Raw genomic sequence first — 26,916 nt, 5'->3', positions numbered from 1 at the left:
CCCGCCTCGCCCGGCTCAAAGCTCGTCGCGCGTCCTGGCGAAGACCTTCCAGAAGCTCGCGTCCTGCGAGCTCGCGAAGTTGATGCGCATCAGCGTGGTCGGCGGCCGGCGCGCATGGAACAGCGAGCCCGGCGCCAGCAGGTAGCCCTGGTCGAGCATGCGCTGGGTCAGCACGTCGGTGTCGACGCCGGTGTCGACCCAGCCGAACAGCCCCGCGGGCTCGGACGCGAAGGTGCAGCCGTGCGCCAGCACCAGCTTGGCGGCGCGCGCGCGGGCGCCCTCCAGCCGGATGCGCACGCGCTCCGAATGGCGCCGCAGCTGGCCCTGGTCGATGCACCACGAGAGCGCCCGCTCGAACAGCGCGGGCGAGGTCAGGGTGGCCAGCAGCTTGGTCTCGAGCAGCCGCTCCTTGAGCGCGGGCGAGGCGGCCAGGAAGCCGATGCGCCAGTTGGGCGCGAGGATCTTCGCGAAGCCGCTGACGTAGATGGTGCGCTGCAGCCCGTCGAGCGCGCTGAGCCGGGTCGCGTGCTCGGGCGCGAGATGGCTGTAGGTGTCGTCCTCGACGATGTGGAAGTCGTGCTCGTTGGCCAGCTTCAGCACGCGGTGCGCGCTGTTGGGCGACAGGCTGTAGCCGGTCGGGTTGTGCAGCACGCTCACGCTGACGAACAGCTTGGGGCTGTGCAGCGCGCAGTACTGCGCCATCACGTCGAGGTCGGGCCCGTCGGCGCGGCGCGGCACCGGCAGGATGCGCATGCCCAGCGCCTCGAGCCGCGCGAACTCCAGGGCCCAGCCGGGCTCCTCGACCATCACCGGATCGCCGGCGCGCAGCATGGTGCGGCTCACGATGTCCAGCGCATGGGTGGCGCCGATGGTGGTCACGATCTGGTCGGGCGCGGCCGGCACGTTGATGCCCACCAGCTTCTGCGACAGGCTGCGCCGCAGCGCCGCGTCGCCCGCGGGCTCGCCGTACTGCAGCGACAGTTCCTGCAGCATCGCGGTGCTGGTCATGCGCCGCACCGCCGTCGGCATGAACGAGGAATCGAGCCAGTCGGGCGGGAACACGCCCATGCCGGGCTGCGGCTTGTCGCTCGGGCGGTGGAACATGCTGCGGATCAGCGAGCTGGCGTCGGCCGGCGTGCGCGAGGCCATCATCTGCGTGACCATCGACATCGCGCTGACCTGCAGCGGGTCGCCGGGCGGCTGGGCCGGGTCGCGCGCAGGATCGCGGCCCGAATCGCGTACGAAGAAGCCGCGCTGGCGCCGCGCCTCCACCAGCCCGAGCGCCAGCAGCTGGTCGTAGGCCGCCACCACGGTGTAGGGGCTCACGCCCTGCTGGCGCGCGCATTCGCGCACCGAGGGCAGGCGCGCGCCCGGCAGCAGCAGCCGGTTGCGGATGCGTTCGGCCAGGCGATCGGCCAACTGGGCGGTCAGCGACTGGGACGAGGTTCGTGTCAGCATCGACGTTCGATCTGTGTTGTACGCAAGCCCGATACAGATTGACTGTGTGTACGGCCATCTGTACTGGAACTGTAATGGTCCAAAGTTTAGAGTGTGTGTCATGAACTGGCAAGAATTCACCGCGCTGCTGGTGCTGGCCACGGCGATGAGCTTCTCGCCCGGCCCCAACACCACGCTGTCGACCACCCTCGCGGCCAACGGCGGCCTGCCGCGCGCGATGCGCTTCGTGGTCGCGGTGCCGGTGGGCTGGACGCTGCTGCTCGCGCTGTGCGCGGCCGGCCTGGGCGCGCTGGTGATGGCGGCGCCCGCGCTGCGCTGGGCGATCAAGGCGCTGGGCATCGCCTACCTGCTGTACCTTGCGTTCAAGCTCGGCACCAGCACCACGCTGGGCCGCGCCGACGACGCGAACCTGTCGGTCGGCTTCGTGCAGGGCGTGATGCTGCAGTTCCTCAACATCAAGGCCTGGCTGCTGGCGCTCACGCTGGTCGCCGGCTGGATCGCGGGCCAGGCCGAGCCGCTGCACCGCTTCGCGATCGTCGCGCCGGTGATGCTGATCTACGCCTTCGCGAGCAACTTCACCTATGCGCTGGCCGGCGCGCTGCTGCGCGACTGGCTGTCGAAGGGCAAGCGCCTGGCCTGGTTCAACCGCGCGATGGCCGCCGTGCTGGTGCTCACCGCCTGGTGGATGCTGCGCGTCTAGGGCCGCCATGAAGATCAAGGACGAAACCCTCGGCATGTGGCTCGGCGTGATCGGCGTGGCGCTGTTCGCGGTCACGCTGCCGATGACGCGGCTGGCCACCGGCACGCAGGCGCAGCCGCAGCTCTCGCCGTGGTTCGTCACGCTCGGCCGGGCCGCGCTCGCGGGCCTGCTGTCGGCCGTGTTCCTGCTGGTCACGCGCTCGCCGCGGCCGGCGCCCCACCAGTGGAGGCCGCTGGGTATCGCGGTGCTCGGCAACTGCATCGGCTTTCCGCTGCTGCTGGCCTATGCGCTGCGCGTGGTCACGGCCAGCCATGCGGCGGTGGTGACGGCGCTGCTGCCGCTGGTCACGGCCGCGGTCGCGGCCTGGGTGCTGCACCAGCGCGCGCGGCTCGGCTTCTGGCTCTGCGCCGTCGCGGGCAGCCTGCTGGTGGTGGTGTTCTCGCTGGTGCGCGCGAGCCAGAACGGTCACGGTTTCGGCTTCGAATGGGCCGACCTGCTGCTGGTCGGCGCCGTGATCGCCGCCTCCTTCGGCTACATCTACGGCGCGCAGGTCACGCCCGCGCTCGGCGCCGAGCGCGTGATCTGCTGGGTCTGCGTGATGGCGCTGCCGCTCACCCTGCCGGCCACGCTCGTGCTGTGGCCCACGCAGCCGATCGCCACCGCCTCCTGGCTGGGCTTCGTCTACGTCGGCATGTTCTCGATGTGGATCGGCTTCTTCGCCTGGTACCGCGGCCTGGCCCTCGGCGGCGCGCTGCGCGTGAGCCAGACGCAGCTGCTGCAGCCCTTCCTGTCGATCATGGTGTCGATCCCGCTCTTGGGCGAGCCGCTCGACGTGGTCACGCTGGGCTTCGCGGCCGCGGTGGTGGCCACGGTGGTGGTCGGCAAGCGGCTGTCGCAGCCGCCGGCGCCCGCCGCACCGACCCTGCGCGCGCCGGTCGGCGCCGTGGACTGATCGCGCCCACCGTCTTACCCTCGCATCCGCACCCCGTTCGTTCGCATCGCCCCTCACCGTCAGAAAGAAGACTCCCATGAACTGGAAACTCGCCGCCCGCGCCGCCAAGATGAACCCGTCGGTGCTGCGTGAAATCCTCAAGGTCACCGAGCGCCCCGGCATCATCAGCCTGGCCGGCGGCCTGCCCTCGCCCAAGACCTTCCCGATCCAGGCCTTCGCCGACGCCTGCGCCGAGGTGCTGCACAACGACGGCCAGGCCGCGCTGCAGTACGCCGCCAGCGAGGGCTTCGCGCCGCTGCGCCAGGCCGTGGCCGACATGCTGCCGTGGAACGTCGATCCCTCGCAGGTGCTGATCACCACCGGCTCGCAGCAGGGCCTCGACCTGGTCGCCAAGGTGCTGATCGACCCGGGCAGCAAGGTGCTGGTCGAGACGCCGACCTACCTCGGCGCGCTGCAGGCCTTCGGCCCGATGGAGCCCAACCCCGTGGGCGTGGCCAGCGACGACGACGGTGTGATCGTCGAGGACCTGGTCGCCAAGGCCAAGGACGCGCGCTTCATCTACCTGCTGCCCAATTTCCAGAACCCCACCGGCCGCACCATGACCGAGGAGCGCCGCGCCGCCGTGTCGGCCGCCGCCGCCGAGGCCGGCCTGCCGATCGTCGAGGACAACCCCTACGGCGAGCTCTGGTTCGACGAAGCCCCGCCGCTGCCGCTGGCCGCGCGCAACCCCGAGGGCGTGATCTACCTGGGCTCGTTCTCGAAGGTGCTGGCGCCGGGCCTGCGCCTGGGCTTCCTGGTGGCGCCCAAGTCCATCTACCCGAAGCTGCTGCAGGCCAAGCAGGCGGTCGACCTGCACACGCCGATCTTCACGCAGCGCATGGTGTCGGCCGTGATGAAGGACAACTTCCTCGAGCGCCACGTGCCCACCATCCGCGCGCTCTACAAGCGCCAGCGCGATGCGATGAGCGCGGCACTCACGCGCGAGATGGCCGGCCTGGACGTGAAGTTCAACGCGCCCAAGGGCGGCATGTTCCTGTGGGCGCGCCTGCCCGAGGGCATCGACACCGTGACCCTGCTGCCCAAGGCGGTCGAGCGCAACGTGGCCTTCGTGCCCGGCGCGCCCTTCTATGCCGGCGAAGGCGACGCGCGCACGCTGCGGCTGTCGTTCGTGACCGCGAGCGTCGAGGAGATCGACACCGCGATCGCCGCGCTGGCGCAGACGGTGCGCGAGGAACTCGCGCTGGCCGGCGACAAGCAGCTCGCGGCCGCGCAGATCTGAGCGCGCGCAGCCACCGGAGCCAGCCTTGATCGGCCTCACGACCCTCTCGCTGTTCCTGCTCGCGGTGCTGGCGCTGTTCCTGTCGCCGGGCCCGAACATGGCTTTCGTGCTCTCGCACGGCGTGGCCCATGGCCCGCGCGGCGGCTTCGCGGCGGCGCTCGGGATCTCGGCCGCCGACCTGGTGCACACGCTGTTCGCCGCCACCGGCGTGACCGCGCTGGTGGCCGCCTGGCCGCCGTCCTTCGACCTGCTGCGCTATGCCGGCGCGCTGTACCTGCTGTGGCTCGCCGTGCAGGCGCTGCGCAGCGGCGGCGGCCTGCGGCTCGGCGCGCAGGCGCGGCCGGCCGGCTTCGGCCGCATCGTGCGCATGGCCCTGTTGAACAACCTGGTCAATCCGAAGGCGCTGCTGTTCTTCATGGTGTTCCTGCCGCAGTTCGTCGATCCCGCGCGCGGCAGCGTGCCGCTGCAGCTGGTGCAGCTCGGCGTCGTGCTGTCGCTGGCGGCGCTGGGCTTCAACACCCTGCTGGGTGCCTGCAGCGGACAGGTCGGCCGCTGGCTGCAGCGCCGCCCCGGCGCCGAGAAGTTCCAGCGCGGCCTGCTCGCCACCGTGATGCTGGCGCTCGCGGTGCGCCTGCTGTTCCTCGACCGGCCCGTGCCGCGCTGAAGAGGTCCCCCATGAATGTCCTGAAGATCGCGGCCTTCTCGGATGGCGAGCAAGGCGGCAATCCCGCCGGCGTCGTCATCGCCGAGGCCCTGCCGCCCGAGGCCCGGATGCAGCGCATCGCCGCCGACGTGGGCTTCTCGGAAACCGCCTTCGCCGCGCGCGCCGGCGACGGCTGGCGCGTGCGCTACTTCGCGCCGCAGTCCGAAGTGCCGTTCTGCGGCCACGCGACGATCGCGCTCGGCGCGGCGCTCGCGCTGCAGCACGGCGACGGCGTGTTTCCGCTCACGCTGAACCAGGCGCGGATCACGGTCGAGGGCCGCCGCAACGGCGCCACCGTCGAGGCCGCGCTGCAGTCGCCGCCCACGCGCAGCGCCGCCGCCGTGCCGGCCCTGCTGTCGGCGGCGCTGGAACTGTTCGGGCTCGACGCGGCCGCGCTCGATGCGCGCATTCCGCCGGCCGTCGCCCATGCGGGCGCCGATCACCTGGTGCTGGCGCTCGAGAGCCGCGCGGCGCTGGCGGCGATGCACTACGAGCTCGAGGCCGGCCGCGCGCTGATGGCCCGCTTCGATCTCACGACCATCGTGCTGCTGCATGCCGAGAGCGCACAGCGCTTCCACACGCGCAATCCCTTCGCCTCCGGCGGCATTTACGAAGACCCCGCGACCGGCGCCGCCACCGCCGCGCTGGCCGGCTACCTGCGCGATATCGGCTGGCCGCACGGCGGCGCGATCGACGTGGTGCAGGGCGAGGACATGGGCATGCTGTCGCGCCTGCATGCCGGCATCCCGGCCGCGCCCGGCAGCTCGATCCGCGTCTCGGGCACCGCGCGCATCATGCGGGACTGACCCGAACACGAACACACAAGCTTCAAGGAAAGACGACGACATGCTCAACATCTGGGGCCGCATCAGCTCGATCAACGTGCGCAAGGTGGTGTGGTGCGCACAGGAACTCGGGCTGGACTTCCAGCGCACCGAGGCCGGTGGCCGCTTCGGCGTGGTGCAGACCGACGAGTACCTGGCACTGAATCCCAACGCCATGGTGCCCACCATCGACGACGGCGAGGGCGCGGAGCGCGTGGTGCTCTGGGAATCGAACGTGATCGTGCGCTACCTCTGCGCCAAGTACTCGCACGGCGCCTTCTACCCGGCCGACCTGCCCGCGCGCTTCGACGCCGAGCGCTGGATGGACTGGCAGCAGACCACGCTCAACCGCGCGAGCCGCGATGCCTTCGTGCAATGGGTGCGCACGCCGCCGGCCGAACGCCAGCCGGTGCTGATCGAGGCCTCGGTGCGCGAGAGCGAAGCGCTGTTCGGCCTGCTCGACGCCCACCTCGCGCGCCATCCCTACATCGCCGGCGAGCGCTTCACGATGGCCGACATCCCGATCGGCTGCGAGGCGCACCGCTGGTTCAACCTGCCGGCCGCCGAATACCGCCGGCCCGGCTGGCCGAATGTCGAGCGCTGGTTCAACGACCTGCTCATCCGTCCGGGCGCGCGCGGCGTGCTCGATCTCCCTCTCGAGTAAGCAATGAAAAACCCCCTTCGACAAGCTCAGGACAGGCTTTTCAAGCAAGTCGACGTCTTCACCGCCCATCCCTACTTCGGCAACCCGCTGGCCGTGGTGATCGATGGCAGCGAGCTCGACGATGCGGCCATGCTGCGCTTCGCGCAGTGGACCAACCTGTCCGAAACCACCTTCCTGCTGCCGCCCACCGACCCCGCGGCCGACTACCGGGTGCGCATCTTCACGCCCGGCGGCGAGCTGCCGTTCGCGGGCCATCCCACCATCGGCAGCTGCCATGCCTGGCTGCAGGCCGGCGGCAAGCCCAAGGCCCCCGGCCAGGTGGTGCAGCAGTGCGGCGCCGGCCTGGTGCCGCTGCGGCGCGAGGGCACGCGGCTGGCCTTCGCGGCGCCGCCGCTCAAGCGCAGCGCGCCGAGCCCCGCGCTGCTGGCCAAGGTGGCCGGCGCGCTGGGCCTGAAGGCGCAGCAGGTGATCGCCGCGCAGGTGCTCGACAACGGCCCGGTCTGGTTCGGCCTGCTGCTCGAGGATGCCGACGCGGTGCTCGCGCTCGCGCCCGACCATCGCGCGCTGAAGGAACTGGGCGTGAAGGCCGGCGTGGCCGGCGTGCCCTCGGTGCACGACACCTCGCTCCTGATCGGCCGCTCGAACCGCGAGGCGCGCGCCTTCGGCAACCGCCCCGCCGTGCCGCTGGACGACGGCGCGAAGATCGACCTCGAGGTGCGCGCCTTCGCCGAGCCGATCGGCGTGCAGGAAGACCCGGTCACCGGCAGCCTCAACGCGGGCCTGGCCGAATGGCTGATCGCCGACGGCCACATGCCCGCGCGCTACCTGGCGGCGCAGGGCCAATGCCTGGGCCGCGCGGGCCGCGTCCACATCGAGCGCGATGCCGAGGGCCGGATCTGGGTCGGCGGCGATGCCGTGACCTGCGTCGACGGCCGCGTCGCGCTCTGAACGGAGGCACCGCCATGCATGCCGAAGTCGACCACCTCGTGATCGCCGCCGCCTCGCTGGCCGAGGGCGTGGCCTGGTGCGAGGCCACGCTGGGCGTGGTGCCCGCGCCCGGCGGCGCGCATCCGCTGATGGGCACGCACAACCGGCTGCTGAACGTCGCGAGCGAGGCCTATCCGCGCGCCTACGCCGAGATCATCGCGATCGAACCGGGCCAGGCGCCGTCGCGCCCGAACACGCGCCGCTGGTTCGATCTCGACGATGCCGAACTGCAGGCCGGGCTCGCGCAGCACGGCCCGCGGCTGATCCACTTCGTGGCGCGCGTGCCCGATGCGCGCGCCGCCATCCAGGCCCTGGCGCGCGAGGAGCATGCGCAGATCGACCGCGGCCAGTTGCTCGAGGCCTCGCGCGACACCGCGGCCGGCCGGCTCGAATGGCAGATCGCGGTGCGCGACGACGGCCAGCGGCTGTTCTACGGCGCGCTGCCCACGCTGATCCAGTGGGGCCCGGTGCATCCGGTCGACGCCATGCCGGCCTCGGGCCTCGCGCTGCGCTCGCTGCATGCCACCCATCCGCGCGCGCCGGCGCTGTCGGCCGCGCTCTCGGCCATCGGCCTGCGCGCGCTGCAGGTCGATGCCGGCCCACCGAACCTCGTGGCCGTGTTCGACACGCCGCGCGGCCCCGTCACCCTGGAATCCCGAGGACTCTGACATGCTGACCCTGACCGAAATCGCCTGGTTCGCCCTCGCCTCGCTGCTGCTCGCGCTCACGCCCGGGCCGAACATGATCTATTGCGTCTCGCGCACCCTGATCCAGGGCCGCCGCGCCGGGCTGATCTCGCTGGGCGGCGTGCTGATGGCCTTCCTGGTGCACCTGTGCGCGGCCGCGCTCGGGCTCACGGCGCTGCTGCTCGCGGTGCCGCTGGCCTTCGACGCGATCCGCTTCGCGGGCGCGGCCTACCTGATGTGGCTCGCATGGCAGGCGGTGCGCCCCGGCGGCGCCGCGCCCTTCGAGGCCCGCGCGCTGCCGGCCGACCCGCCGGGCAAGCTGTTCCGCATGGGCTTCCTCACCAACCTGCTGAACCCGAAGGTGGCGATGTTCTATCTCTCGTTCTTTCCGCAGTTCATCCATCCCGAGCGCGGCTCGGTGCTGCTGCAGAGCCTGCAGCTCGGCGCCGCGCAGATGGCCAGCAGCGCCGTGGTCAACACGACCATGATCGTCGGCGCCGCGAGCATCACGGCCGTGCTGTCGAAGAGCGAAGGCTGGCTGCGCGCGCAGCGCTACGTGATGGGCAGCGTGCTGGCCGCGCTGGCGGTGCGCGTGGCGCTGACCGAAAGAAAGTGACCCCCATGCGATTCACCCGCGAAGAAATGGAAGCCGCGCTCGCCACCGTGCACGCGGCGATGCCGCCCACGCCGCAGTACGCCTGGCCGCTGCTCGAACGGCGCCTGGGCGCGAAGCTCTGGGCCAAGCACGAGAACCACACGCCGGTCGGCGCCTTCAAGATCCGCGGCGGCCTGACCTACTTCGAGACGCTGGCGCGCGAACAGCCCGAGGCGCGCCACGTGATCAGCGCCACGCGCGGCAACCATGGCCAGTCGCTGGGCTTCGCGGCGCGCCGCCACGGCCTGGCCGCGACCATCGTGGTGCCGCATGGCAACTCGGTCGAGAAGAACGCCGCCATGCGCGCGCTCGGCGTCGAGCTGGTCGAGCACGGCGAGGACTTCCAGGCCGCGTCCGAGCATGCGGCCGTGCTGGCCGAGCGCGACGGCTTGCACCGCGTGCCCTCGTTCCATCGCGAGCTGGTGCGCGGCGTGTCGACCGCCTACGTCGAGTTCTTCGAGGCGCTCGAGCACGCGCCGCCCGACGTGCTGTTCGTGCCCATCGGCCTGGGCTCGGGCTTCGCGGGCGCGGCCGCGGCGCGCGCGCACTGCGGCGTCGCCACCAAGATCGTCGGCGTGGTGTCGGCCCATGCCACGGCCTACCTTGATTCGTTCCGCGCGCGCAGCCCGGTCGAGTCGCCGGTCAGCACGCGCCTGGCCGACGGCATGGCCTGCCGCGTGCCGGTGCCCGAGTCGCTCGAGGTGCTGCTGCGCGAGGCCGAAGACGTGATCGCGGTCAGCGACGAGGAGGTCGGCGAGGCGATGCGCATCCTCTTCAGCGACACCCACAACGTGGCCGAGGGCGCGGGCGCCGCCGCGCTCGCCGGCGCGCTTCAGCAGCGGGAACGCTGGCGCGGCAAGACGGTGGGCATCAGCCTGACGGGCGGCAACGTCGACTCGGGCATGTTCGCCGAGGTGCTGGCGAGGGCCTGAGCGGCCGCAGCTCGCTTCAGGGCAGCGGACCGGTGTTCGCGGTGCTCAAGGGCAGGCGCGACACCTCGGCCAGCAGCAGCGCGAGCTGCGCCGCCGCGGCATCGACGACCGCCTGGCCCGCCGGCGCCGTGGCGGCCGCCGCATTGCCCGCCGCGCCCTGCGCGTTGTAGTCCTCGATCGCCCAGCCCAGCTTCGCGCTCCTGCCGTTGCCGAGGATCGCGTAGTCGGCCGCGCGCTGCTCCGAGCTGGAGCGGAAATCCTGTGCCGCGTCCATGCGCACCAGCTGCGGCGCGAGCGCCAGCATCATCGAGGTCTCGATCTCGCCCGCATGCACGCCGAAGCGGTGCTCGTGCGCGCTGAATCGGGCGCCCGCCTCGCCCAGCGGCAGGTTGAACCAGCTCGCGGAATAGACGATCAGCCCGTGCGCGGCGCGCAGCTCGCGCGCCACGATGTCCATCGCGCCCACGTGGCCGCCATGCGCGTTGAACAGCACCAGCTTCTTCACCCCGGCGCGCGCCACCCCGGCGCCGATCTCGCTCCACATGCGGATCAGCGTCTCGGCCGACAGCGTGAGCGTGCCCGCGAAGCGCGCGTGCTCGGGGCTCAGGCCGATCTGCTGGGTCGGCAGGAACAGCACCGGCAGCTCGGCCGGCAGCAGCGGCAGCGCCGCCGCGACGATGCCGTCGGCCAGCACCGTGTCGACCCCGAGGGGCAGGTGCGGCCCGTGCTGCTCGGTGGCGCCCAGCGGCAGCACCGCCACCGTGGCTGCCACATCGAGCGCGGCGAAGTCGCGCGTGGACAGCTGTGACCAGAAGCGGGGCAGGGATACCGTGGGAGCGTTCATCCGGCGATCTTAGAGCGGTGATTCAATCCACGCGACTTCGCCAACCAACCCAAGGACACCTTCATGGATCTCGAACTCCAGGACCGCCACGTACTCATCACCGGCGGCAGCAAGGGCATCGGCCTGGCCTGCGCGCTCGGCTTCCTGCGCGAGGGCGCGCGCGTGAGCCTGGTGTCGCGCGATCCGGCCAACCTCGAACAGGGCCGCCAGGAGCTGCTCGCGGCCCACGCGCAGGCCGAGGGCCGCGTCTCGCTGCATGCCGCCGACCTCAAGGACCCGTCGGCCGCCCTGGCCGCGCTCGACGCCGCCGAACAGGCCTTCGGCCCCGTCGACGTGCTCGTCAACTCGGCCGGCGCCGCGCGCCGCACCCCGCCCGACGACCTCACGCCCGCCGCCTGGCACGACGCGATGGACGCGAAGTACTTCAGCTACATCCACATGATCGACCCGGTGGTCAAGCGCATGGGGCAGCGCGGCAGCGGGGCCATCGTCAATGTCATCGGGCAGGGCGGCAAGGTCGCGAGCCCCGTGCACATGGCCGGTGGTGCCGCCAATGCGGCGCTGATGCTGGTCAGTGCGGGGATGGCTGCCGCTTATGCCGCCAAGGGGGTGCGCGTGAATGCGGTGAATCCTGGACTTACGCTGACTGCGCGGCTGGCTGAAGGGATGAAGGCGGATGCGAAGTTGCAGGGTATCGATACCGACGAGGCGCTGAAGCGGGCTACTGCGCGGCTGCCGCTGGGGCGGATTGCTACGCCGGAAGAAGTGGCGAATACGGTGCTGTTTCTGGCTTCGGGGAAGGCTAGTTATGTGACGGGGGCGATTGTGGCGATGGATGGGGCGGTTACGCCGATGATTTGAGTGGCGTTTTATTTGGGCTGAGGTTTTTCTTGGCTCTGCTCTTCTTCTTGAGGCTGTTGACCGGGTCTCGCCCCGGCGGGCGACTTACTTTTCTTGTCTCGCCAAGAAAAGTAAGCAAAAGAAGGCGACCCCACTGTCTGTGTCCCTTCGCTTCGCTACGGGCAACCTGCGGTGCTCGGGGAAAGCGGGGGTCCGCAGAACTCGCTTCGCTCAGACAGCTGCGGCCCTTATCCCGCTTTCCCCTGCGCTCCTCGGCACAGCCAGAGGGGGGCGTTCGGGCCTTTGCTTCGCTCGGCCACACGACATCCACTCGGGCCTTCGCTTCGCTCGGCATTGGTATTGCCCCCTCTCCCTCTGGGAGAGGGCTGGGGTGAGGGCACTGGGCGGTGGATACCGTCAGACCCTTGGTGAGGCCCGGTGCCCTCACCCTAACCCTCTCCCAGAGGGAGAGGGGACAAGACAAACACAAGGCCGAGCGAAGCGATGGCCCGCGCGACATTGCCAGGCCGAGCGAAGCGATGGCCCGAGCGGCATTCCAAGGCCGAGCGAAGCAAAGGCCCGACCCATCCCCTCTGGCTGCGCCGAGGAGCGCAGCGTTTCGCGGATCAGGGCTCGCAGCTGTTTGAGCGAAGCGAGTTCTGCGAGACCCCGCGAAACGCGAGCACCGCAGGTTGCCCGTAGCGAAGCGAAGGGTCGCAGACAGTGGGTCGCCTTTTCTTTGGTTACTTTCTTTTGGCGAAGCAAAAGAAAGTGACTCGCCCGCCGGGGCGAGACCCGGCCAACAGCCTACCCAGAGAAAACACCCCGCCCCAACAAATCAAACTTCAAAGCCAGGAAATCAACCAAAGCCCGAACCCGAGCCGCAACAAACCTCCCACTAGGCAACAACGCATGCAACGGATAAGGCTCCGTCTCCCAATCCGTCATCAGGTGCACCAGCCGCCCGGCTTCGATGTCACCGCGCACATCGAGCGCCGACTTCAAGGTCACCCCATGCCCCGCCACCGCCCATTCCCGCGCCAGCGAAGCATCGTCCACGCTGCGATTCCCATCGACCCGCACCTGCATCCACTGCCCGTTCTGCGCAAAGCGCCAGACCCGATGCAGCCGCCCCCCGCGATTGAAGATCAGGCAGTTGTGATGCACCAGGTCCTGCGGCACCTTCGGCGCCGGATGCCGCCGCAGATAGTCCGGCGAGGCGGTCAACAAGGGGTTGGTCATCGCGAACGGCCGCGCCACCAGCCGAGAATCGGCCAGCGCGCCGTAGCGCAGCGCCACGTCGACCTCGTCGCGCATCACGTCCAGCGGCCGGTCGCCCACCGACAGCGACAGCTGCACGCCCGTGTGCAGCGCGAGGAACTCGTCGAACCAGGGCAAGAGGGTGCTGCGCGTGAGGTCCGAGGGCGCGGCCACGCGCAGCGTGCCGACCAGCTCGCCGCGGTCGGCCGTGACCAGCGATTCGCCCTCGGCCAGGAGCTCGAAGGCGCGCACCGCGTAGTCCAGCAGGGTCTGGCCCTGCGGTGTCAGGCGCATGGCGCGCGTGGAGCGCTCGAACAGGCGCGCACCGAGCTGCGTCTCGAGCCGCTTGAGCGTGGCGCTCGCGGCCGCCGGCGTGATGCCCAGCGCATGGGCCGCGGCCGTCAGCGTGCCGGCGCGCGCGGTCTGCACCAGCACCTGCAGGTCCGAGATATTTTCAATCTTCATTTGAAAGTGTTGCTCGCGAAGCCGGTCTTATCAAATTGAGATTGTCACCCTACATTCGATCCATCTCCAGATCCGCCACAAAGGAACCGCCATGAAAGCCGTCGGCTACTACCAGCCCCTCCCCATCGACAACCCCGAAGCGCTGCAGGACATCGAGCTGCCCGCGCCCCAGCCCGGCGCGCGCGACCTGCTGGTGCGCGTGAAGGCGGTGTCGGTCAATCCGGTCGACACCAAGGTGCGCAGGAACGCCGCCCCCGAGGCCGGCCAGGCCAAGGTGCTGGGCTGGGACGCGGTCGGCACGGTCGAGGCCATCGGCGCGGGCGTGACGGGCTTCAAGGTCGGCGACCGCGTCTACTACGCGGGCTCGATCGTGCGCCCGGGCGCCAACTCGGAACTGCATGCGGTCGACGAGCGCATCGCCGCGATCGCACCGGGCACGCTCGACGACGCCCAGGCCGCCGCGCTGCCGCTGACCACCATCACCGCCTACGAACTGCTGTTCGACCGCCTGCGCGTGCCCAAGGGCGGCGGCGCGGGCCAGACCCTGCTGATCACCGGCGGCGCCGGCGGCGTGGGCTCGATCCTGATCCAGCTCGCGCGCCAGCTCACGCAGCTGCGCGTGGTCGCCACCGCCTCGCGCGCCGAAACCCGCGCCTGGTGCCTGGAACTGGGCGCGCACCTCGTCATCGACCATTCGAAGCCGCTCGCGGCCGAGCTCAAGGCCGCCGGCATCGCCGCGGTCGACATGGTCGCGAGCCTCACGCAGACCGAGCAGCACTACGCGCAGATCATCGAGAGCCTCAAGCCCCAGGGCCAGCTCGCGGTGATCGACGACATGAAGACGCTCGACGCGATGCCGCTGAAGACCAAGAGCCTATCGCTGCACTGGGAAATGATGTTCGCGCGCTCGCGCTTCGAGACGCCCGACATCGCCGAGCAGGGCGCGCTGCTGGCCGAGGTGGCCGCGCTGGTCGACGCCGGCCGCGTGCGCACCACCGCGAACGCGAGCTTCGGCACCATCAACGCCGCCAATCTGCGCCGCGCCCATGCGCTGATCGAAAGCGGCAAGGCGCAGGGCAAGGTGGTGCTGGCCGGGTTCTGAACGAAGCTCAGCGTCTCCAGCGCAGGCTGCGCACCCGCTCGCGCTGCTCTTCCTCGTGGAAGTGCGCGAGCGAGGGCTTGATGAGGTCGCTGCGCGCCACGATGCCGACCAAGAGGCGCGAATCGGCATCGCGCACCACCGGCAGCCGCTCGAGCCCGTGGCGCGCGAGCCGCGTGGCGACCGCGCGGCAGTTCTCGCCGGGCAGCGCGACCACCGGCGGCGTGCCGGCCACGGCATCGCCGACGGTGCCGTTGCTCCAGGCGGCAAGCACGGTGCGGTCGGCCACGCCGATCACCTCGCGCCCGCGCAGCACCGGGAACGCGCGGTGCGCCTGGCCCTCGCCGAAGTACACGGCCAGCGCCTCGGCCACCGGCAGGGCGGCGTCGATGGTGTGCACCTCGCGCGTCATCACCTCTTCCACGAACTGGCGCTCGAGCGGATCGATGCCGTACTCGCGGTAGATGTGATGGCCGCGACGCGCGATCTTCTCGGTGAGGATCGAACGACGCATGGTGAGCACGGTGAAGCCGTAGGCGGTGGCCGAGGTGGCCAGCAGCGGCAGCAGCGCATTGCTGTCGTGCGTGAGCCCGAAGGCGAACACGGTGGCCATCAGCGGCGCGCGCATGGTGCCGCCGAGCGTGGCGGCCATGCAGACCAGCGGCCACAGCATCGGGTCGCCGCCCGGCAGCAGGTGCGAGAGCACCGCGCCGAGCGCCGCGCCCATCATCAGGAGCGGCGCCAGCACGCCGCCCGAGGTGCCCGAGCCGAGCGCGATCACCCAGATGATCGCCTTGACCGCGATCAGCGCCAGCACCGCCTGCCAGGCCAGCTGGTTGTGCAGCAGGTCGCCGATCACGTCGTAGCCCACGCCGAGCGCGCGCGGCTCGAAATAACCGCCGATGCCCACCGCGAGGCCGCCGAGCGCCGGCCACCACATCCAGTGCAGCGGCAGCTTGCCGAACAGGTCCTCGACCTTGTAGAGCGACAGCGAGAGGCTGGCCGAGAGCGCGCCGCACAGCAGTCCGGCCACCACGCACGACAGCAGCGCGAGCGGGCCCGGCGCCGCGGTCTGCAGCGGGAACAGCGGCCCGGCCTCCATCAGCAGCGGCCGCGTGAAGCCCGCGACCGCGCAGGCGATCGCCACCGGCAGCAGGCTGCGCGGGCGCAGCTCGAACAGCAGCAGCTCGACCGCCAGCAGCACCGCGGCCACCGGCGTGCCGAACACCGCCGTCATGCCCGCGGTGGCGCCGGCCACCAGCAGCGCCTTGCGCTCGGCCGCCGACAGGTGGAAGTGCTGCGCGATCAGGGAGCCGATGGCGCCGCCGGTCATGATGATCGGCCCCTCGGCGCCGAAAGGCCCGCCGCTGCCGATCGCGATGCCCGAGGACAGCGGCTTGAGCACCGCCACCTTCGGCGACATCTTGCTGCGGCCGAACAGGATCGCCTCGATGGCCTCGGGAATGCCGTGGCCGCGGATCTTCTCGGAGCCGTAGCGCGCGATCAGCCCGATCACCAGCCCGCCGACCACCGGCACCGCGATCACCCAGGCGCCCATCGTGTGGCCGGCCGGCGAGCGGTCGGCCAGCGAGAAGCTCTGGAAGAAGAACAGGTTGGTGAAGAAGCGGATCAGGTCGAGCAGCACGCGCGCGGCCACGGTGCTCGCGGCGCCGATGACGGCGGCCAGGGTGGCGATGCGCAGCAGGCGCGCGTCGAGCGCGAAGTCGCCGCGGCGATGGGTGGAAGTGGACATGGAGGGGCCGGAAGCCAGTGGCGCGAAAGCGCGCAAATATATCACTTCATGACATAAATCGCCGATCGTGGCCGTCTTGCCCCTGCGCCAGAATCGCCCGATGGACCGCACGCTCATCGAACCCGAAACGCCCCGTCTTCGCCTGCGCCAGTGGCGCGAGAGCGACCTCGCGCCCTTCGCCGCGCTGGTCGCCGATCCGCAGGTGATGGAGTTCTTTCCCGCCACGCTGTCGCGCGCGGAGAGCGACGCGCTGGTCGCGCGCTTCGTCGAGCGCATCGAACAGAACGGCTGGGGCTTCTGGGCCGCCGAGCACAAGGAGTCGGGCGAGCTGATCGGCTTCACCGGCCTCAACGCGCCGGCCTATCCCCTGCCCTTCTCGCCCTGCGTGGAGATCGGCTGGCGGCTCGCGCGCCAGTGGTGGGGCCAGGGCCTCGCGAGCGAGGCGGCGCGCGCCTCATTGGCCGTGGGCTTCGAGCGGCTCGGGCTGGACGAGATCGTGTCCTTCACCGCGCTGCCCAACCGGCGCTCGAGCGCGGTGATGCAGCGCCTGGGCATGCGCGAGGACCCGTCCGGCGCGTTCGACCATCCGCTGCTGGCCGAGGGCCATCCGCTGCGCCGCCATTGCCTCTACCGGCTCGACCGCGCGGCCTGGCAGGCGCAACGAGGCGCCTGAGGTCAGAAGGCCTTCACCAGCAGCACCAGCCCCGAGACGATCGCGAACAGCTGCACGAAGATGCGCAGCAGCCGCCCGTTCACGCGGCGATGCACGAGGCGGCTCAGCACCGCGCCCACGACCAGCGCCGGCAGCAGCAGCGCCGCGGCCTGCAGCTGCGGCAGGCCGACGCGGCCGGTGGCCAGCAGCACGGCCAGCGACACCAGCTCGCCGAGCAGGAAGCACAGCGCGATGGTCGAACGCATGGTGGGCGCCGGCTGGTGCTGGTAGACCAGCGCCAGCGGCGGGCCGCCGATGCCGGTGGCGGTCTCGGTGATGCCCGTGACCAGCCCGGCGCCGACGAAGGCGCCGCGCCCCGGCGAGAAGGCCGGCATCAGCAGGGTGACCAGCGCGGCCACGACGGTCGAGGCGCCGACGAACAGCGAGAGCTGGCCCGCGCTGAGCGCCGCCAGCACCCACAGGCCGCCCGCGGTGCCCGCGACGCGCCCGCCGGTGATCCAGCGCGCGCCGGTGCCGTCGATGGCGCCGCGCTCGCGCCAGGCCACGTAGAGGTTCAGCGGCAGCATCAGCACCAGCACGCACACCGGCAGCAGCTCGGGGCGCACGAGCCCGATCACCGGCGCGGCGATGAGCGCGAAGCCGACGCCGGTCGCGCCCTGCACGAAGGCGGCGACCAGCACGGCCAGCGACATCAGCACGAGGTGCTGCGCGCTCATCGGGCGACCTGCCGCCGGTGCTCGGCGGCCGTGGGATGCAGCCGCACGATCGGCGCGCGCGCGATCGCGGCCTGGGCGGTGCGCGCGAGCTGCCGTTGCAGCGCGCGCGCGTCCCAGTCGGTGGGCCAGCCCTTCCACAGCCGCAGCCGGCCGTCGACGAACACCGCCTCGATCTGGTCGCGGTTGCCCAGTCGCACCAGGTCCCAGGTCAGGTCGACCGAGGTGCACATCTCGGGCGTGTCGACGTCCACGAGCAGGAAGTCGGCGGCCTTGCCGACGGCGATCTCGCCGGTGCGCGCGCCCAGGCCCGCGGCACGCGCGCCCTCGTGCGTCGCATGGTCGAACCAGGTCCAGCCGCCGCCGCTGGAGGCATCGCCCACGGCCAGGCCGAAGGCGATCTTCTGCGCGGCCTCGGCCGCATCCATCAGGCGGAAGCCGTCGCTGCGCGTGGCATCGGTGCCCAGGCCGAAGCGGATGCCGAGCGCGTCCATCAGATGGGCCGGCGCCACCGCGTTGCCCTTCCACTGGCTCGCGACCGGGTTGTAGCTGACGGCGGTGTCGGTGTCGCGCAGCAGCATGAGCTCCGGCGGCGTGACCAGCGTGCCGTGCGCGATCAGCACCTGCGGGCCGAGCGCGCCCAGCTGCGCGAGCAGTTCGAGCGGGCGCCGGCCGCGCGCGACCACCGAGCGCTCGACCGAGGCCAGGTGCTCGTTGACGTGGGTCTGGAACACGGTGCCGGCCTCGGCGCACAGCGCGGAGACGCTCGTCAGCATCTCGTCGGAGGCCGCTTCGGGCACCGAGATCGCGAGCGAGGGATGCACCAGCGCATCGCCCTGCCAGCGCGCGAGGAAGCGCTCGGCCTGCGCCTTCAGCGCGCGGCGCTCCGCATCGCCGCTCTCGTTGCCGCCGTCGTTGCAGATCAGCCCGAGCACGCAGCGCAGGCCGGTCTCGTGCAGCGCGCGCGCCATCGCGCCGATGTCGCCCGGCGCGCGGGTGCCGGCGTCGCACACGGTGGTGAAGCCGCCGCGCAGCGACTCGAGCGCCGCGAGCTTGGTCGCGAGGTAGACGAACTCGTCGTCGAGGCTGGATTCGAGCGGCACCCACACGCGGCGGAAGATCTCGGACGGCTCGCCGTAGGCCAGCGACTTGCCGAAGGACTGCGTGAGATGGTGGTGCGCGTCGATCATGCCGGGCATCAGCAGCCGGCCGGGCAGGCGTTGCGGCACCAGTCGAGGATGGCGCACGGCCAGCAGCTCGGCGGGGCCGATGTCGGCGAAGCGGCCGTCGGCGATGTGCACGGCGTGGCCGGTGGCCGGGCCGTCGCGCAGCATCAAGTGGTCGGGCACGAGCAGCAGCTCGCGGGCCGCGAAGGGCGCGGCCTCGTGGTCAGGGGACATGTCTGGATCCGAAAGAAAGGAAAGAGAAGAAGCTCACTGCGGCGAGACCGGCGGCGGCACCGCCGACGGCAGGGGCGCCGCGCGTTCGTCCGGTGGCCGGTTGAACAGCAGGTTGAGCACCACCGCGGTGATCGAGCCCATCGCGAGGCCGTTGCCCAGCACCAGTTGCAGGGTGTCGGGAAAGCGGCTGTAGAGCCCCGGCACCAGGATCGGCAGCAGGCCCATGGTCAGCGCGCCCGCCAGCACGAACATGTTGCCGCGCTCGTGCAGGTCGGTGCGGCGCAGCATGTCGATGCCCATGGTGCCGATGATCGCGAACACCACCATCGCGGTGCCGCCCACCACGGCGACGGGAATCGCGCTGGCGAGCCGGCCCAGCGGCGCCGACAGCGCGATCAGCACCAGGATCGCGCCGGCCATGGCCGTCACGTAGCGCGAGCGCACGTTGGTGGCGCGCACGATGCCGATGTTCTCGCCGCTGGTGATGATCATCGAGGTGCCGAACAGGCCGCCGAGCAGCGACACCAGCGCGTCGCCGCGCACGGTGCGCGGCACCGCGTCGCGCGGGTCGATGGACCGGCCCACCACCTCGGCCACGGCCACCGTCTGGCCGGTGGCCTCGACCATCGAGATCACGCTGAAGATCAGGAGCGGCACCGCGGCCACGAGGTCGAAGTGCGGCAGGCCGAAGGGCAGCAGGGTCGGGGTGCTCCACACCGGGCCGGCGGCCACGGGCGAGAAGTCCATCAGCCCGAAGGCGGCCGCCAAGAGCGTGCCGGCCAGCAGGCCCAGCAGCACCGCGAGCTGGCCCAGCATGCCCTTGAACAGGCGCGCGAACAGCAGCGTGAAGCCGATGGTGGCGAGCGCCAGCCCGATGTTCACCGGGTCGCCGAAGGTCGGCGTGCCGGCCTTGCCGGCGATGATGCCGCCGTAGACCTTCACCAGGTTGATCGACACCAGCAGCAGCAGCGTGCCGATGACGATCTTCGGGAAGAAGCGCAGGCAGCGCGCGAACACCGGCAGGATCAGGAAATAGAACAGCGCCGTGAGGATCACCGCGCCCGAGGCGGTCTGCAGGTCGCGCTGCTGGGCGATGGTCACGAACATCACGATCGGCGCGCCGCCCGGCACCATCACGAAGGGCAGCCGCGCGCCGAACTTCCAGGGCCCGAAGGACTGCAGCAGGGTGCCGAGCCCGCACAGCAGGAAGGTGGCACTGATCAGGTTGACCGTGAGCGCGGCCGACAGGCCCAGCGCCTTGGCCACCAGGAACACCGAGGTGATCGGCACCGCGGCCATCACCAGCACATGCTGCAGGCCGAACAGCAGCAATTGGGAAAAGGGCAGCACGGCATCGACGGGCGCAACCTCGTTCGCACGGGACATGATCGTTTTTCCTTGGATCGGTCCGCGCCCAAATCGATTTGGGCGCACTGGCAAAAAAATCCGCCGCAGCGGGTGAAGTACATTCCGGGCAGACGCCCAAAACGATTTGGGAATTGAAGCACCGCTTTCGTGGAAGGTCAATACGGGATGAACACCGAGCGAACGCCACGGGCGAACATCAAGGACGTGGCGCGCGAGGCCGGCGTGTCGCCGACCACCGTGTCGCACGCCCTGAACGCGCGCGGGCAGGTCGATGCCGAGACCCGCGCGCGCGTCGAGCGCGCGGCCGCCAAGCTCGGCTACCGGCCGAACCGCAATGCGCAGCGGCTGCGCACCGGGCAGGCGCACATGATCGCCCTGCTGTCCTCGATGCCGCTGGCGGTGGCGGGCGGGCCCTCGCGGCTGGGCTTCCTGATGGAGGTGGCGGCGGTGGCCGCGGCGGCGGCGCTCGACCGCGGCCTCGCGCTGGTGCTGGCGCCCGCGATGGAGAACGGCCTGGTGCCGATGGAGCTGCTCGACGTCGACGGCGCGCTGGTCATCGAGCCTTCGGCCGGCGACCCCAACCTCGCGAACCTGCTGCGCCGCGGCCTGCCGGTGGTGGCCATCGGCAAGCCGGCCGAGGGGCCGGTGATGCCGCCCTACGTCGACATCCATTCGGGCCGCACCACGCGGCTGCTGCTCGAGCACCTGCACGGCCAGGGCGCGCGCCAGGTCGCGATGATCCTGGGCGCGGCGCAGCGCAACTCCTACCTCGAGGCGCGCACGGCCTACGAGGAAGCGATGGCCGCGCGCGGCCAGCCGCCGCTGCTGTCGCTGGTCGAGGAGGTGCGGGGCGAGGCCGGCGGCCACGAGGCCGCGCAGGCGCTGCTCGCGGCCCATCCCGGCATCGACGCCTTCTGCGTGCCGGTCGATGCCTTCGCCGCCGGCGCGCTGGCCGCGATCGTGCAGAGCGGGCGCCGCGTGCCCGACGACGTGATGGTCGCGACCCGCTACGACGGCCTGCGCGCGCGCACCAGCGTGCCGCCGCTTACCGCGGTCGACCTGCACCTGGAGGAAGTGGCGCAGCAGGCGATCGCGCTGCTGTTCGACCACCTGCGCGGCGACGTCTCGCGCCACCGGGTCGAGGGCCCGGCCGCGCAGCTGGTGGCGCGGCCCTCGTCGGTGCGCAGCGGCTGAGCTTCTTCAGTTCTGCTTGGCGCGCGACACCCGCCACACGACGTTGCCCACGTCGTCGGCCACCAGCAGCGCGCCGCTCTTGTCGAGCGCCACGCCCACCGGCCGGCCCTGGGCCTTCTCCTGGGCATCGAGGAAGCCCGTGAGCACGTCGACCGGCGGGCCGCTGGGCTTGCCGCCGATGAAGGGCACGAACACCACCTTGTAGCCCGACTTGGGCTTGCGGTTCCACGAGCCGTGCTCGCCGATGAAGACGCCGCTGGCGAACTGCTCGGGCATGCCGCCCGGGCGCGAGAACGCGAGACCCAGCGGCGCGACGTGCGAGCCCAGCGCGTAGTCGGGCGCGATCGACTTGGCCACCATCTCGGGGTTCTGCGGCTGCACGCGCACGTCGACCACGCCGCCGTAATAGCTCCAGGGCCAGCCGTAGAAGGCGCCGTCCTTCACCGAGGTCAGGTAGTCGGGCACGAGGTCGCTGCCGATCTCGTCGCGCTCGTTGACCACGGTCCACAGCGCCTGCGTGTCGGGGTCCCAGCCCAGGCCGTTGGGGTTGCGCAGGCCGCTCGCGAACAGGCGCTTCTCGCCGCTCTTGGTGTCGACCTCCCAGATGGCGGCGCGGCCCTCCTCGGCGGCCAGGCCGTTCTCGCCGATGTTGCTGTTCGAGCCCACGGTCACGTAGAGCTTGCTGCCGTCGGCGTTGGCGATCACGTTCTTGGTCCAGTGGTGGTTGATGCCCGCGGGCAGCGGCGTCACCACGGTGGGCTTGGCATCGATCGAGGTCTGGCCCTCGGTGTAGGGCACCTTCACGAGCGCATCGGCGTTGGCGATGAAGAGCTCGTTGCCCACCAGCGCCATGCCGTAGGGCGAGGTGAGGTTGGAGAGGAACACCTGCTTGACCTCGGCCGCGCCGTCGCCGTCGGCATCGCGCAGCAGGGTGATGCGGTTCGCGCTGGGCACGCCGGCGCCGGCGCGCGCCATCAGCTTGTTCATCACGAAGTTGCGCGCCTTGGCCATCAGGCCGCTGCCGCCGTCGGTCGTGCCCTCGGGCTTGGGCGGCTTGTTGCTCTCGGCCACCAGCACGTCGCCGTTGGGCAGGGTGTAGACCCAGCGCGGATGGTCGAGCCCGCGCGCCAGCGCCGCCACCTTGAGGCCATCGGCCGGCGTGGGCGCGGCGGTGTCGTTCCAGCCGACCACGGGCGCGACGTTGACGGTGGGGATCAGGGTCTTGTTGGGCTCGACCAGCTGCGGCCGCGGGCCGGTGGTCAGTTCGGGCGTGAGCTTGGCCGCCTCGCCGCAGCCCGCCAGCACCAGCGGGACCAGGACCGCCGCCAGCAAGGCCGCGGCCATCTTGGGGGTGGGTGCTTGCTGCCGTGTCTTCATGCGCCATCCTTCATGCGTTGCGGCGCAGCCGGACGCCGCGCATCGAGCGATCTTCGAGCGGGCGGCGGCCCCGGGGCTGTCGGTCGTGGGCGCTTTCCGGCGTGGGCGCACCCCGTTCGCGCATCGCCGCTACCATCGCCGGGATGACCCACGACCTGTTCCGTGCCGACGCCTATCTGCGCTCCTGCGAAGCGCGCGTCGAGCGCATCGACGAGACCGGCATCGTGCTGGACCGCAGCGTGTTCTACCCGCTGGGCGGCGGACAGGCCGGAGACAGCGGCGTGCTGGCGCTGGCCGGCGGCGACGAGATCGCGATCGCCGATACGCGCAAGGGCAAGGACGCCGAGGGCCGCGCCACCGACGAGATCGTGCACGTGCCCGCGCCGGGCCAGGAGGCCCTGCTGGCCGCGCTGAAGCCCGGCGACGCCGTCACCGCGACCATCGACTGGGAGCGTCGCCACCGGCTGATGCGCTTCCACACGGCCACCCACCTGCTCTGCCACCTGGTGCCGCAGCCGGTCAACGGCTGCTCGATCACGCCCGACTACGCGCGGCTCGACTTCCACATGACCGACCCGCTCGACAAGGAAGCGCTGACCCAGGGACTCGCGGCGCTGGTGGGCGCGGCCCATCCGCTGACCGTCGGCGCCATCACCGACGCCGAACTCGACGCCAACCCGGCGCTGGTCAAGAGCATGAGCGTGCAGCCGCCGCGCGGCACGGGCACGGTGCGCACCATCCGCATCGGCGGCGAGGGCGAGGCGCAGATCGATTTCCAGCCCTGCGGCGGCACGCACGTGGCCAACACCGCCGAGATCGGCGCCGTGGTGGTCACCAAGATCGAGAAGAAGAGCGCCAACAGCCGGCGCGTGGTGCTGGGCTGGGCCGCCGCCGCCTGATCCCGCCCGGAACTTCGCCTCCCCTGAACGCTCCGACTGTCGGCATGACCTTCACGCGCCTCCGATTCGCTACGCTTCTCATAGCAGCATCCGCAGCCTGGATGCCGGCTCTGGCCCAATTGACTCCAGCCAAGGCGGGCGCGGTCGTGACCACCCCGCATGTGCGCGCCGAACTGGTGGCGCACGCGCCCGACGGCGTGACGCCCGGCGCGCCGGTCTGGGTCGGCCTGCAGATCGCGCACCAGCCCGAGTGGCACACCTACTGGAAGAACGCCGGCGACTCCGGCCTGCCCACCGAGCTCAGCTGGACCCTGCCGCCCGGCGTGGCGGCCGGCGACATCGCCTGGCCGGTGCCGAAGAAGATCCCGGTCGGCAACCTCGCCAACTACGGCTACGAGAACACGGTGCTGCTGCCGGTGCCGCTCGAGGTGGCGAGCACCTTCAAGCCGCCGCTGGCCCTCACGGGCGCCGGCGGGCCGGCCGAACTCCAGGTGCGGCTCAAGGCCTCGTGGCTGGTCTGCCGCAAGGAATGCATCCCCGAGGAAGGCGAGTTCTCGCTGGCGCTGCCGGTGCAGGGCTCGACCGCGCTGCACAAGGCCGAGTTCGACGCCGCCCAGGCCGCGCAGCCGGCACAGCTCGCCGCGCCCGGCGCGATCGAGGTGCAGGGCAACAACCTGCAGGTGCGCCTCGAGGGCCTGCCGGCCGCCGCCCAGGGCAAGACGCTGGCCTTCTTCCCCGAGACCCCCGAGGTGATCCGCACCGCGGCCGTCTCCGGCAAGGACTGGACCCAATCCTGGCAGGGCGGCGCCTGGACCGCCACGCTGCCGCTGGCCGACCAGCGCAGCGCGAGCCCTACGGCGATGCCGGTGGTGGTGGCGCTGGCCGAGGCCGACCGCCAGCCCGGCCAGCCGATCGCCTGGCGCGCCGAACCGCCCGTGAGCGGCAGCTGGCCCGCGGCTGCCGCCGCGCCCGACGCCCAGGTTTCGCCCGCGCTGCAGGCGGCGCTGGCCGCCAACGCGGCCGATGCCGTGAAGACCGCCGCCGCCTCGAACGAGATCGCGCCCCAGCCCATGGGCACGCTGCTGGCCGCGCTGCTCGGCGCCTTCCTCGGCGGCCTGCTGCTCAACCTCATGCCCTGCGTGTTCCCGATCCTCGCGATCAAGGTGCTGGGCTTCGCGCGCCAGGCCGGCAACCGCAGCGCGCACCGGCAGGCCGGGCTGGCCTACACGGCCGGCGTGATCCTGTCCTTCCTCGCGCTCGGCGGCGCCATGCTCGCGCTGCGCGCGGCCGGTGCCGGCCTTGGCTGGGGCTTCCAGCTGCAGTCGCCCGCGGTGGTGGCGGTGCTGGCCGCGCTGTTCACGCTGATCGGCCTGAACCTGGTGGGCGTGTTCGAGTTCATGCGCACCGTGCCCTCGTCGGTGTGCAGCGCGCAGGCCAAGCACCCGATCGCCAACGACTTCCTCTCGGGCGTGCTTGCGGTGGTCATCGCCTCGCCGTGCACCGCGCCGTTCATGGGCGCCTCGCTGGGCTTCGCGATCGGCCTGCCGGCCGGCCAGGCGCTGCTGCTGTTCGCGGCGCTGGGCTTCGGCCTCGCGCTGCCCTACCTGGTGGCGGGCTTCGTGCCGGCCATCGCCTGGCTGCTGCCCAAGCCCGGCCCGTGGATGAGCACGCTGCGCAAGCTGCTGGCCTTCCCGATGTTCGCCACCGTCGCCTGGCTGGTCTGGGTGCTGGGCCAGCAGACCGGCATCGATGGCGCCGGCACCCTGCTGGCGCTGCTGGTGTGCCTGTCGGCGATCGTCTGGGCGCTCACGCTGCGCGGCCGCTCGCGGCTGGTGATCGCCACCGTGCTGATCGGCTTCACCGTGGTGCTCACCAGCGCCATCGGCCGCAACGTGCTGACCACCGTCGAGCCCGCGAAGCTCGCGGGCGCCGCGGGCTCGAAGGAAGCCCGCTGGCAGCCCTGGTCGGCCGAGCGCGTGGCCGAGCTGGCCGGCGACGGCCGCCCGGTGTTCATCGATTTCACCGCCGCCTGGTGCGTGACCTGCCAATACAACAAGAGGACCACGCTGTCCGACACCGAGCTCTTGGCCGCCTTCGACGACAAGAAGGTCGCGATGCTGCGCGCCGACTGGACCCGCCGCGATCCCGCGATCACCGCCGCGCTGACCGCGCTCGGCCGCAGCGGCGTGCCGGTCTACGTGCTGCAGGCCCCGGGCAAGCCGCCCGTGGTGCTGACCGAGATCCTCGGCAAGGACGAGGTCCGCGCGGCGCTCGCGGCACTTTGACCACGGCTGCGGCATGGGTTGTCACAGGCACATGAAAAAACCGCTCTAAGCTGTCGCCGTCATTCGGAAATATTCCCATGGAGTTCGATCAGCCCATGTCCCTTCCCCCCTCCACCGAGCTGCGCCCCGACTCGCGCTCGGTGCGCGCCGCGCGCCGAGCCCGCGCCGCCCTCAGCCGTGCCTCGCGCCGTGCCGTCATGGCCGCCGCCGTCGCGCTGGGCGCCACCTTCCTCGTGAGCAACAACGCCGTCGCCGCGCCCGCCGTGGGCCAGCAGGCGCCCGACTTCGTCGCCGTCGACACCAGCGGTGCCAAGCACAAGCTGTCCGACTTCGCGGGCAAGTTCGTGGTGCTCGAATGGACCAACCCCGGCTGCCCCTTCGTGCGCAAGCACTACGGCAGCGGCAACATGCCCGCCACCCAGAAGGCCGCCACCGACAAGGGCGTGGTCTGGCTGGCCATCAATTCCACCGAGCGCGCCGCCAGCGACTACCTGAAGCCGGCCGCGCTGGCCGACTGGATGAAGTCGCAGTCGGCCGCGCCCACCGCGGTGCTGATGGACGAGGACGGCATGATCGGCCAGGCCTACGGCGCACGCACCACACCGCACATCTTCATCATCGATCCCAAGGGCACGCTGGTGTACGCGGGCGGCATCGACTCCATCGCTTCGGCGCGCGTGGACGACATCAAGACCGCCGTCAACTACGTGAACCAGGCGCTCGGCGAGGCCTTCGGCAACAAGCCGATCACGGCGGCCAGCACGCGGCCCTACGGCTGCTCGATCAAGTACAAGACCTGAGCCCGTCCCCGGGACCGTCATCCAGCAAGAGGCGCCGCGGCGCCTCTTTTCTTTGGGGCCGGCTTTGACAGGTACCTGACCACGCGCGTCAGCTTGCCGTCGGGCA

Annotated in this window: 25 protein-coding genes; 17 read left to right on the top strand and 8 right to left on the bottom strand. The window is 71.3% G+C overall.

Going from position 1 to position 26,916, the window contains the following annotated elements:
• Positions 1-15: 15 nt before the first annotated feature.
• Entirely contained in the window at positions 16-1,458 is a 1,443-nt protein-coding gene (locus INQ48_04530) for a PLP-dependent aminotransferase family protein (GenBank protein ID QRF58523.1), read from the bottom strand.
• A 100-nt stretch (positions 1,459-1,558) separates the two neighbouring features.
• Between INQ48_04530 and INQ48_04525 the strand changes: the two genes are divergently transcribed.
• The 10 genes from INQ48_04525 (at position 1,559) to INQ48_04480 (ending at position 9,840) form a co-directional block, all read left to right on the top strand.
• Complete coding sequence (locus INQ48_04525) at positions 1,559-2,158, top strand: LysE family translocator (protein ID QRF58522.1); 600 nt, start codon at positions 1,559-1,561, stop codon at positions 2,156-2,158.
• Between the two features lie 7 nt (positions 2,159-2,165).
• Positions 2,166-3,110, top strand: coding sequence for a DMT family transporter (locus INQ48_04520; GenBank protein QRF58521.1), 945 nt, complete (start codon positions 2,166-2,168; stop codon positions 3,108-3,110).
• 76 nt (positions 3,111-3,186) lie between these two features.
• Positions 3,187-4,389 carry a PLP-dependent aminotransferase family protein gene (locus INQ48_04515; protein ID QRF58520.1) on the top strand — a complete coding sequence of 401 codons (1,203 nt, stop codon included), beginning with the start codon at positions 3,187-3,189 and terminating at the stop codon, positions 4,387-4,389.
• Between the two features lie 25 nt (positions 4,390-4,414).
• A complete protein-coding gene (locus INQ48_04510) occupies positions 4,415-5,053 on the top strand; it encodes a LysE family translocator (protein ID QRF58519.1) in 639 nt (212 codons plus the stop codon).
• 11 nt (positions 5,054-5,064) lie between these two features.
• On the top strand, positions 5,065-5,898 hold the full coding sequence (locus INQ48_04505; GenBank protein QRF58518.1) for a PhzF family phenazine biosynthesis protein: 834 nt from the start codon (positions 5,065-5,067) through the stop codon (positions 5,896-5,898).
• Positions 5,899-5,938: 40 nt separating this feature from the next.
• Positions 5,939-6,580: a glutathione S-transferase gene (locus INQ48_04500; GenBank protein QRF58517.1), complete on the top strand. Its 642-nt coding sequence runs from the start codon at positions 5,939-5,941 to the stop codon at positions 6,578-6,580.
• Between the two features lie 3 nt (positions 6,581-6,583).
• Entirely contained in the window at positions 6,584-7,528 is a 945-nt protein-coding gene (locus INQ48_04495) for a PhzF family phenazine biosynthesis protein (GenBank protein QRF58516.1), read from the top strand.
• Positions 7,529-7,542: 14 nt separating this feature from the next.
• On the top strand, positions 7,543-8,235 hold the full coding sequence (locus INQ48_04490; GenBank protein QRF58515.1) for a VOC family protein: 693 nt from the start codon (positions 7,543-7,545) through the stop codon (positions 8,233-8,235).
• Between the two features lies 1 nt (position 8,236).
• Entirely contained in the window at positions 8,237-8,869 is a 633-nt protein-coding gene (locus tag INQ48_04485) for a LysE family translocator (protein QRF58514.1), read from the top strand.
• A 5-nt stretch (positions 8,870-8,874) separates the two neighbouring features.
• The gene (locus tag INQ48_04480; protein QRF58513.1) at positions 8,875-9,840 is read left to right on the top strand and encodes a threonine dehydratase; all 966 of its coding nucleotides are present in this window, start codon (positions 8,875-8,877) and stop codon (positions 9,838-9,840) included.
• Between the two features lie 16 nt (positions 9,841-9,856).
• On the opposite strand, the gene INQ48_04475 is transcribed toward INQ48_04480, so the two are convergent.
• The gene (locus INQ48_04475) at positions 9,857-10,684 is read right to left on the bottom strand and encodes a creatininase family protein (protein ID QRF58512.1); all 828 of its coding nucleotides are present in this window, start codon (positions 10,682-10,684) and stop codon (positions 9,857-9,859) included.
• A gap of 63 nt (positions 10,685-10,747) precedes the next feature.
• On the opposite strand from INQ48_04475, the gene INQ48_04470 reads away from it, so the two are divergent.
• Positions 10,748-11,545: an SDR family oxidoreductase gene (locus tag INQ48_04470; GenBank protein QRF58511.1), complete on the top strand. Its 798-nt coding sequence runs from the start codon at positions 10,748-10,750 to the stop codon at positions 11,543-11,545.
• Positions 11,546-12,331: 786 nt separating this feature from the next.
• Here INQ48_04470 and INQ48_04465 read toward each other — a convergent pair.
• Positions 12,332-13,249: a LysR family transcriptional regulator gene (locus INQ48_04465; GenBank protein ID QRF58510.1), complete on the bottom strand. Its 918-nt coding sequence runs from the start codon at positions 13,247-13,249 to the stop codon at positions 12,332-12,334.
• Positions 13,250-13,340: 91 nt separating this feature from the next.
• Between INQ48_04465 and INQ48_04460 the strand changes: the two genes are divergently transcribed.
• Positions 13,341-14,351, top strand: coding sequence for a zinc-binding alcohol dehydrogenase family protein (locus INQ48_04460; protein QRF58509.1), 1,011 nt, complete (start codon positions 13,341-13,343; stop codon positions 14,349-14,351).
• A 7-nt stretch (positions 14,352-14,358) separates the two neighbouring features.
• On the opposite strand, the gene INQ48_04455 is transcribed toward INQ48_04460, so the two are convergent.
• The gene (locus tag INQ48_04455) at positions 14,359-16,101 is read right to left on the bottom strand and encodes a chloride channel protein (protein ID QRF58508.1); all 1,743 of its coding nucleotides are present in this window, start codon (positions 16,099-16,101) and stop codon (positions 14,359-14,361) included.
• A gap of 100 nt (positions 16,102-16,201) precedes the next feature.
• Here INQ48_04455 and INQ48_04450 point away from each other — a divergent pair, with 100 nt between their 5' ends.
• Positions 16,202-16,774 carry a GNAT family N-acetyltransferase gene (locus tag INQ48_04450; GenBank protein QRF58507.1) on the top strand — a complete coding sequence of 191 codons (573 nt, stop codon included), beginning with the start codon at positions 16,202-16,204 and terminating at the stop codon, positions 16,772-16,774.
• A gap of 2 nt (positions 16,775-16,776) precedes the next feature.
• On the opposite strand, the gene INQ48_04445 is transcribed toward INQ48_04450, so the two are convergent.
• Genes INQ48_04445 through INQ48_04435 form a run of 3 tightly spaced genes read right to left on the bottom strand, consistent with a single transcriptional unit; the run spans position 16,777 to position 20,273 of the window.
• Positions 16,777-17,490, bottom strand: coding sequence for a sulfite exporter TauE/SafE family protein (locus INQ48_04445; GenBank protein ID QRF58506.1), 714 nt, complete (start codon positions 17,488-17,490; stop codon positions 16,777-16,779).
• Positions 17,487-18,887 (bottom strand): amidohydrolase family protein, encoded by a 1,401-nt coding sequence (locus INQ48_04440; GenBank protein QRF58505.1) that lies wholly within the window; start codon positions 18,885-18,887, stop codon positions 17,487-17,489. The genes INQ48_04445 and INQ48_04440 overlap by 4 nt, the downstream gene beginning before the upstream one ends.
• A 33-nt stretch (positions 18,888-18,920) precedes the next feature.
• Positions 18,921-20,273: a purine/pyrimidine permease gene (locus tag INQ48_04435; protein ID QRF58504.1), complete on the bottom strand. Its 1,353-nt coding sequence runs from the start codon at positions 20,271-20,273 to the stop codon at positions 18,921-18,923.
• Positions 20,274-20,420: 147 nt separating this feature from the next.
• Here INQ48_04435 and INQ48_04430 point away from each other — a divergent pair, with 147 nt between their 5' ends.
• Positions 20,421-21,449: a LacI family DNA-binding transcriptional regulator gene (locus tag INQ48_04430; GenBank protein ID QRF58503.1), complete on the top strand. Its 1,029-nt coding sequence runs from the start codon at positions 20,421-20,423 to the stop codon at positions 21,447-21,449.
• Between the two features lie 6 nt (positions 21,450-21,455).
• On the opposite strand, the gene INQ48_04425 is transcribed toward INQ48_04430, so the two are convergent.
• Positions 21,456-22,826, bottom strand: coding sequence for a sorbosone dehydrogenase family protein (locus tag INQ48_04425; GenBank protein QRF58502.1), 1,371 nt, complete (start codon positions 22,824-22,826; stop codon positions 21,456-21,458).
• Between the two features lie 143 nt (positions 22,827-22,969).
• Here INQ48_04425 and INQ48_04420 point away from each other — a divergent pair, with 143 nt between their 5' ends.
• The 3 genes from INQ48_04420 to INQ48_04410 all read left to right on the top strand — a co-directional run bounded on the left by INQ48_04420 (position 22,970) and on the right by INQ48_04410 (position 26,810).
• Positions 22,970-23,725 carry an alanyl-tRNA editing protein gene (locus INQ48_04420; GenBank protein ID QRF58501.1) on the top strand — a complete coding sequence of 252 codons (756 nt, stop codon included), beginning with the start codon at positions 22,970-22,972 and terminating at the stop codon, positions 23,723-23,725.
• 44 nt (positions 23,726-23,769) lie between these two features.
• The gene (locus INQ48_04415) at positions 23,770-26,010 is read left to right on the top strand and encodes a thioredoxin family protein (GenBank protein QRF58500.1); all 2,241 of its coding nucleotides are present in this window, start codon (positions 23,770-23,772) and stop codon (positions 26,008-26,010) included.
• A gap of 77 nt (positions 26,011-26,087) precedes the next feature.
• Positions 26,088-26,810: a redoxin domain-containing protein gene (locus INQ48_04410; protein QRF58499.1), complete on the top strand. Its 723-nt coding sequence runs from the start codon at positions 26,088-26,090 to the stop codon at positions 26,808-26,810.
• Positions 26,811-26,916 lie beyond the last annotated feature (106 nt).

This window comes from Variovorax paradoxus, from assembly GCA_016806145.1.
In the GTDB taxonomy this organism is placed as follows: domain Bacteria; phylum Pseudomonadota; class Gammaproteobacteria; order Burkholderiales; family Burkholderiaceae_C; genus Variovorax.
This window is presented reverse-complemented; position numbering and strand designations above follow the sequence as displayed.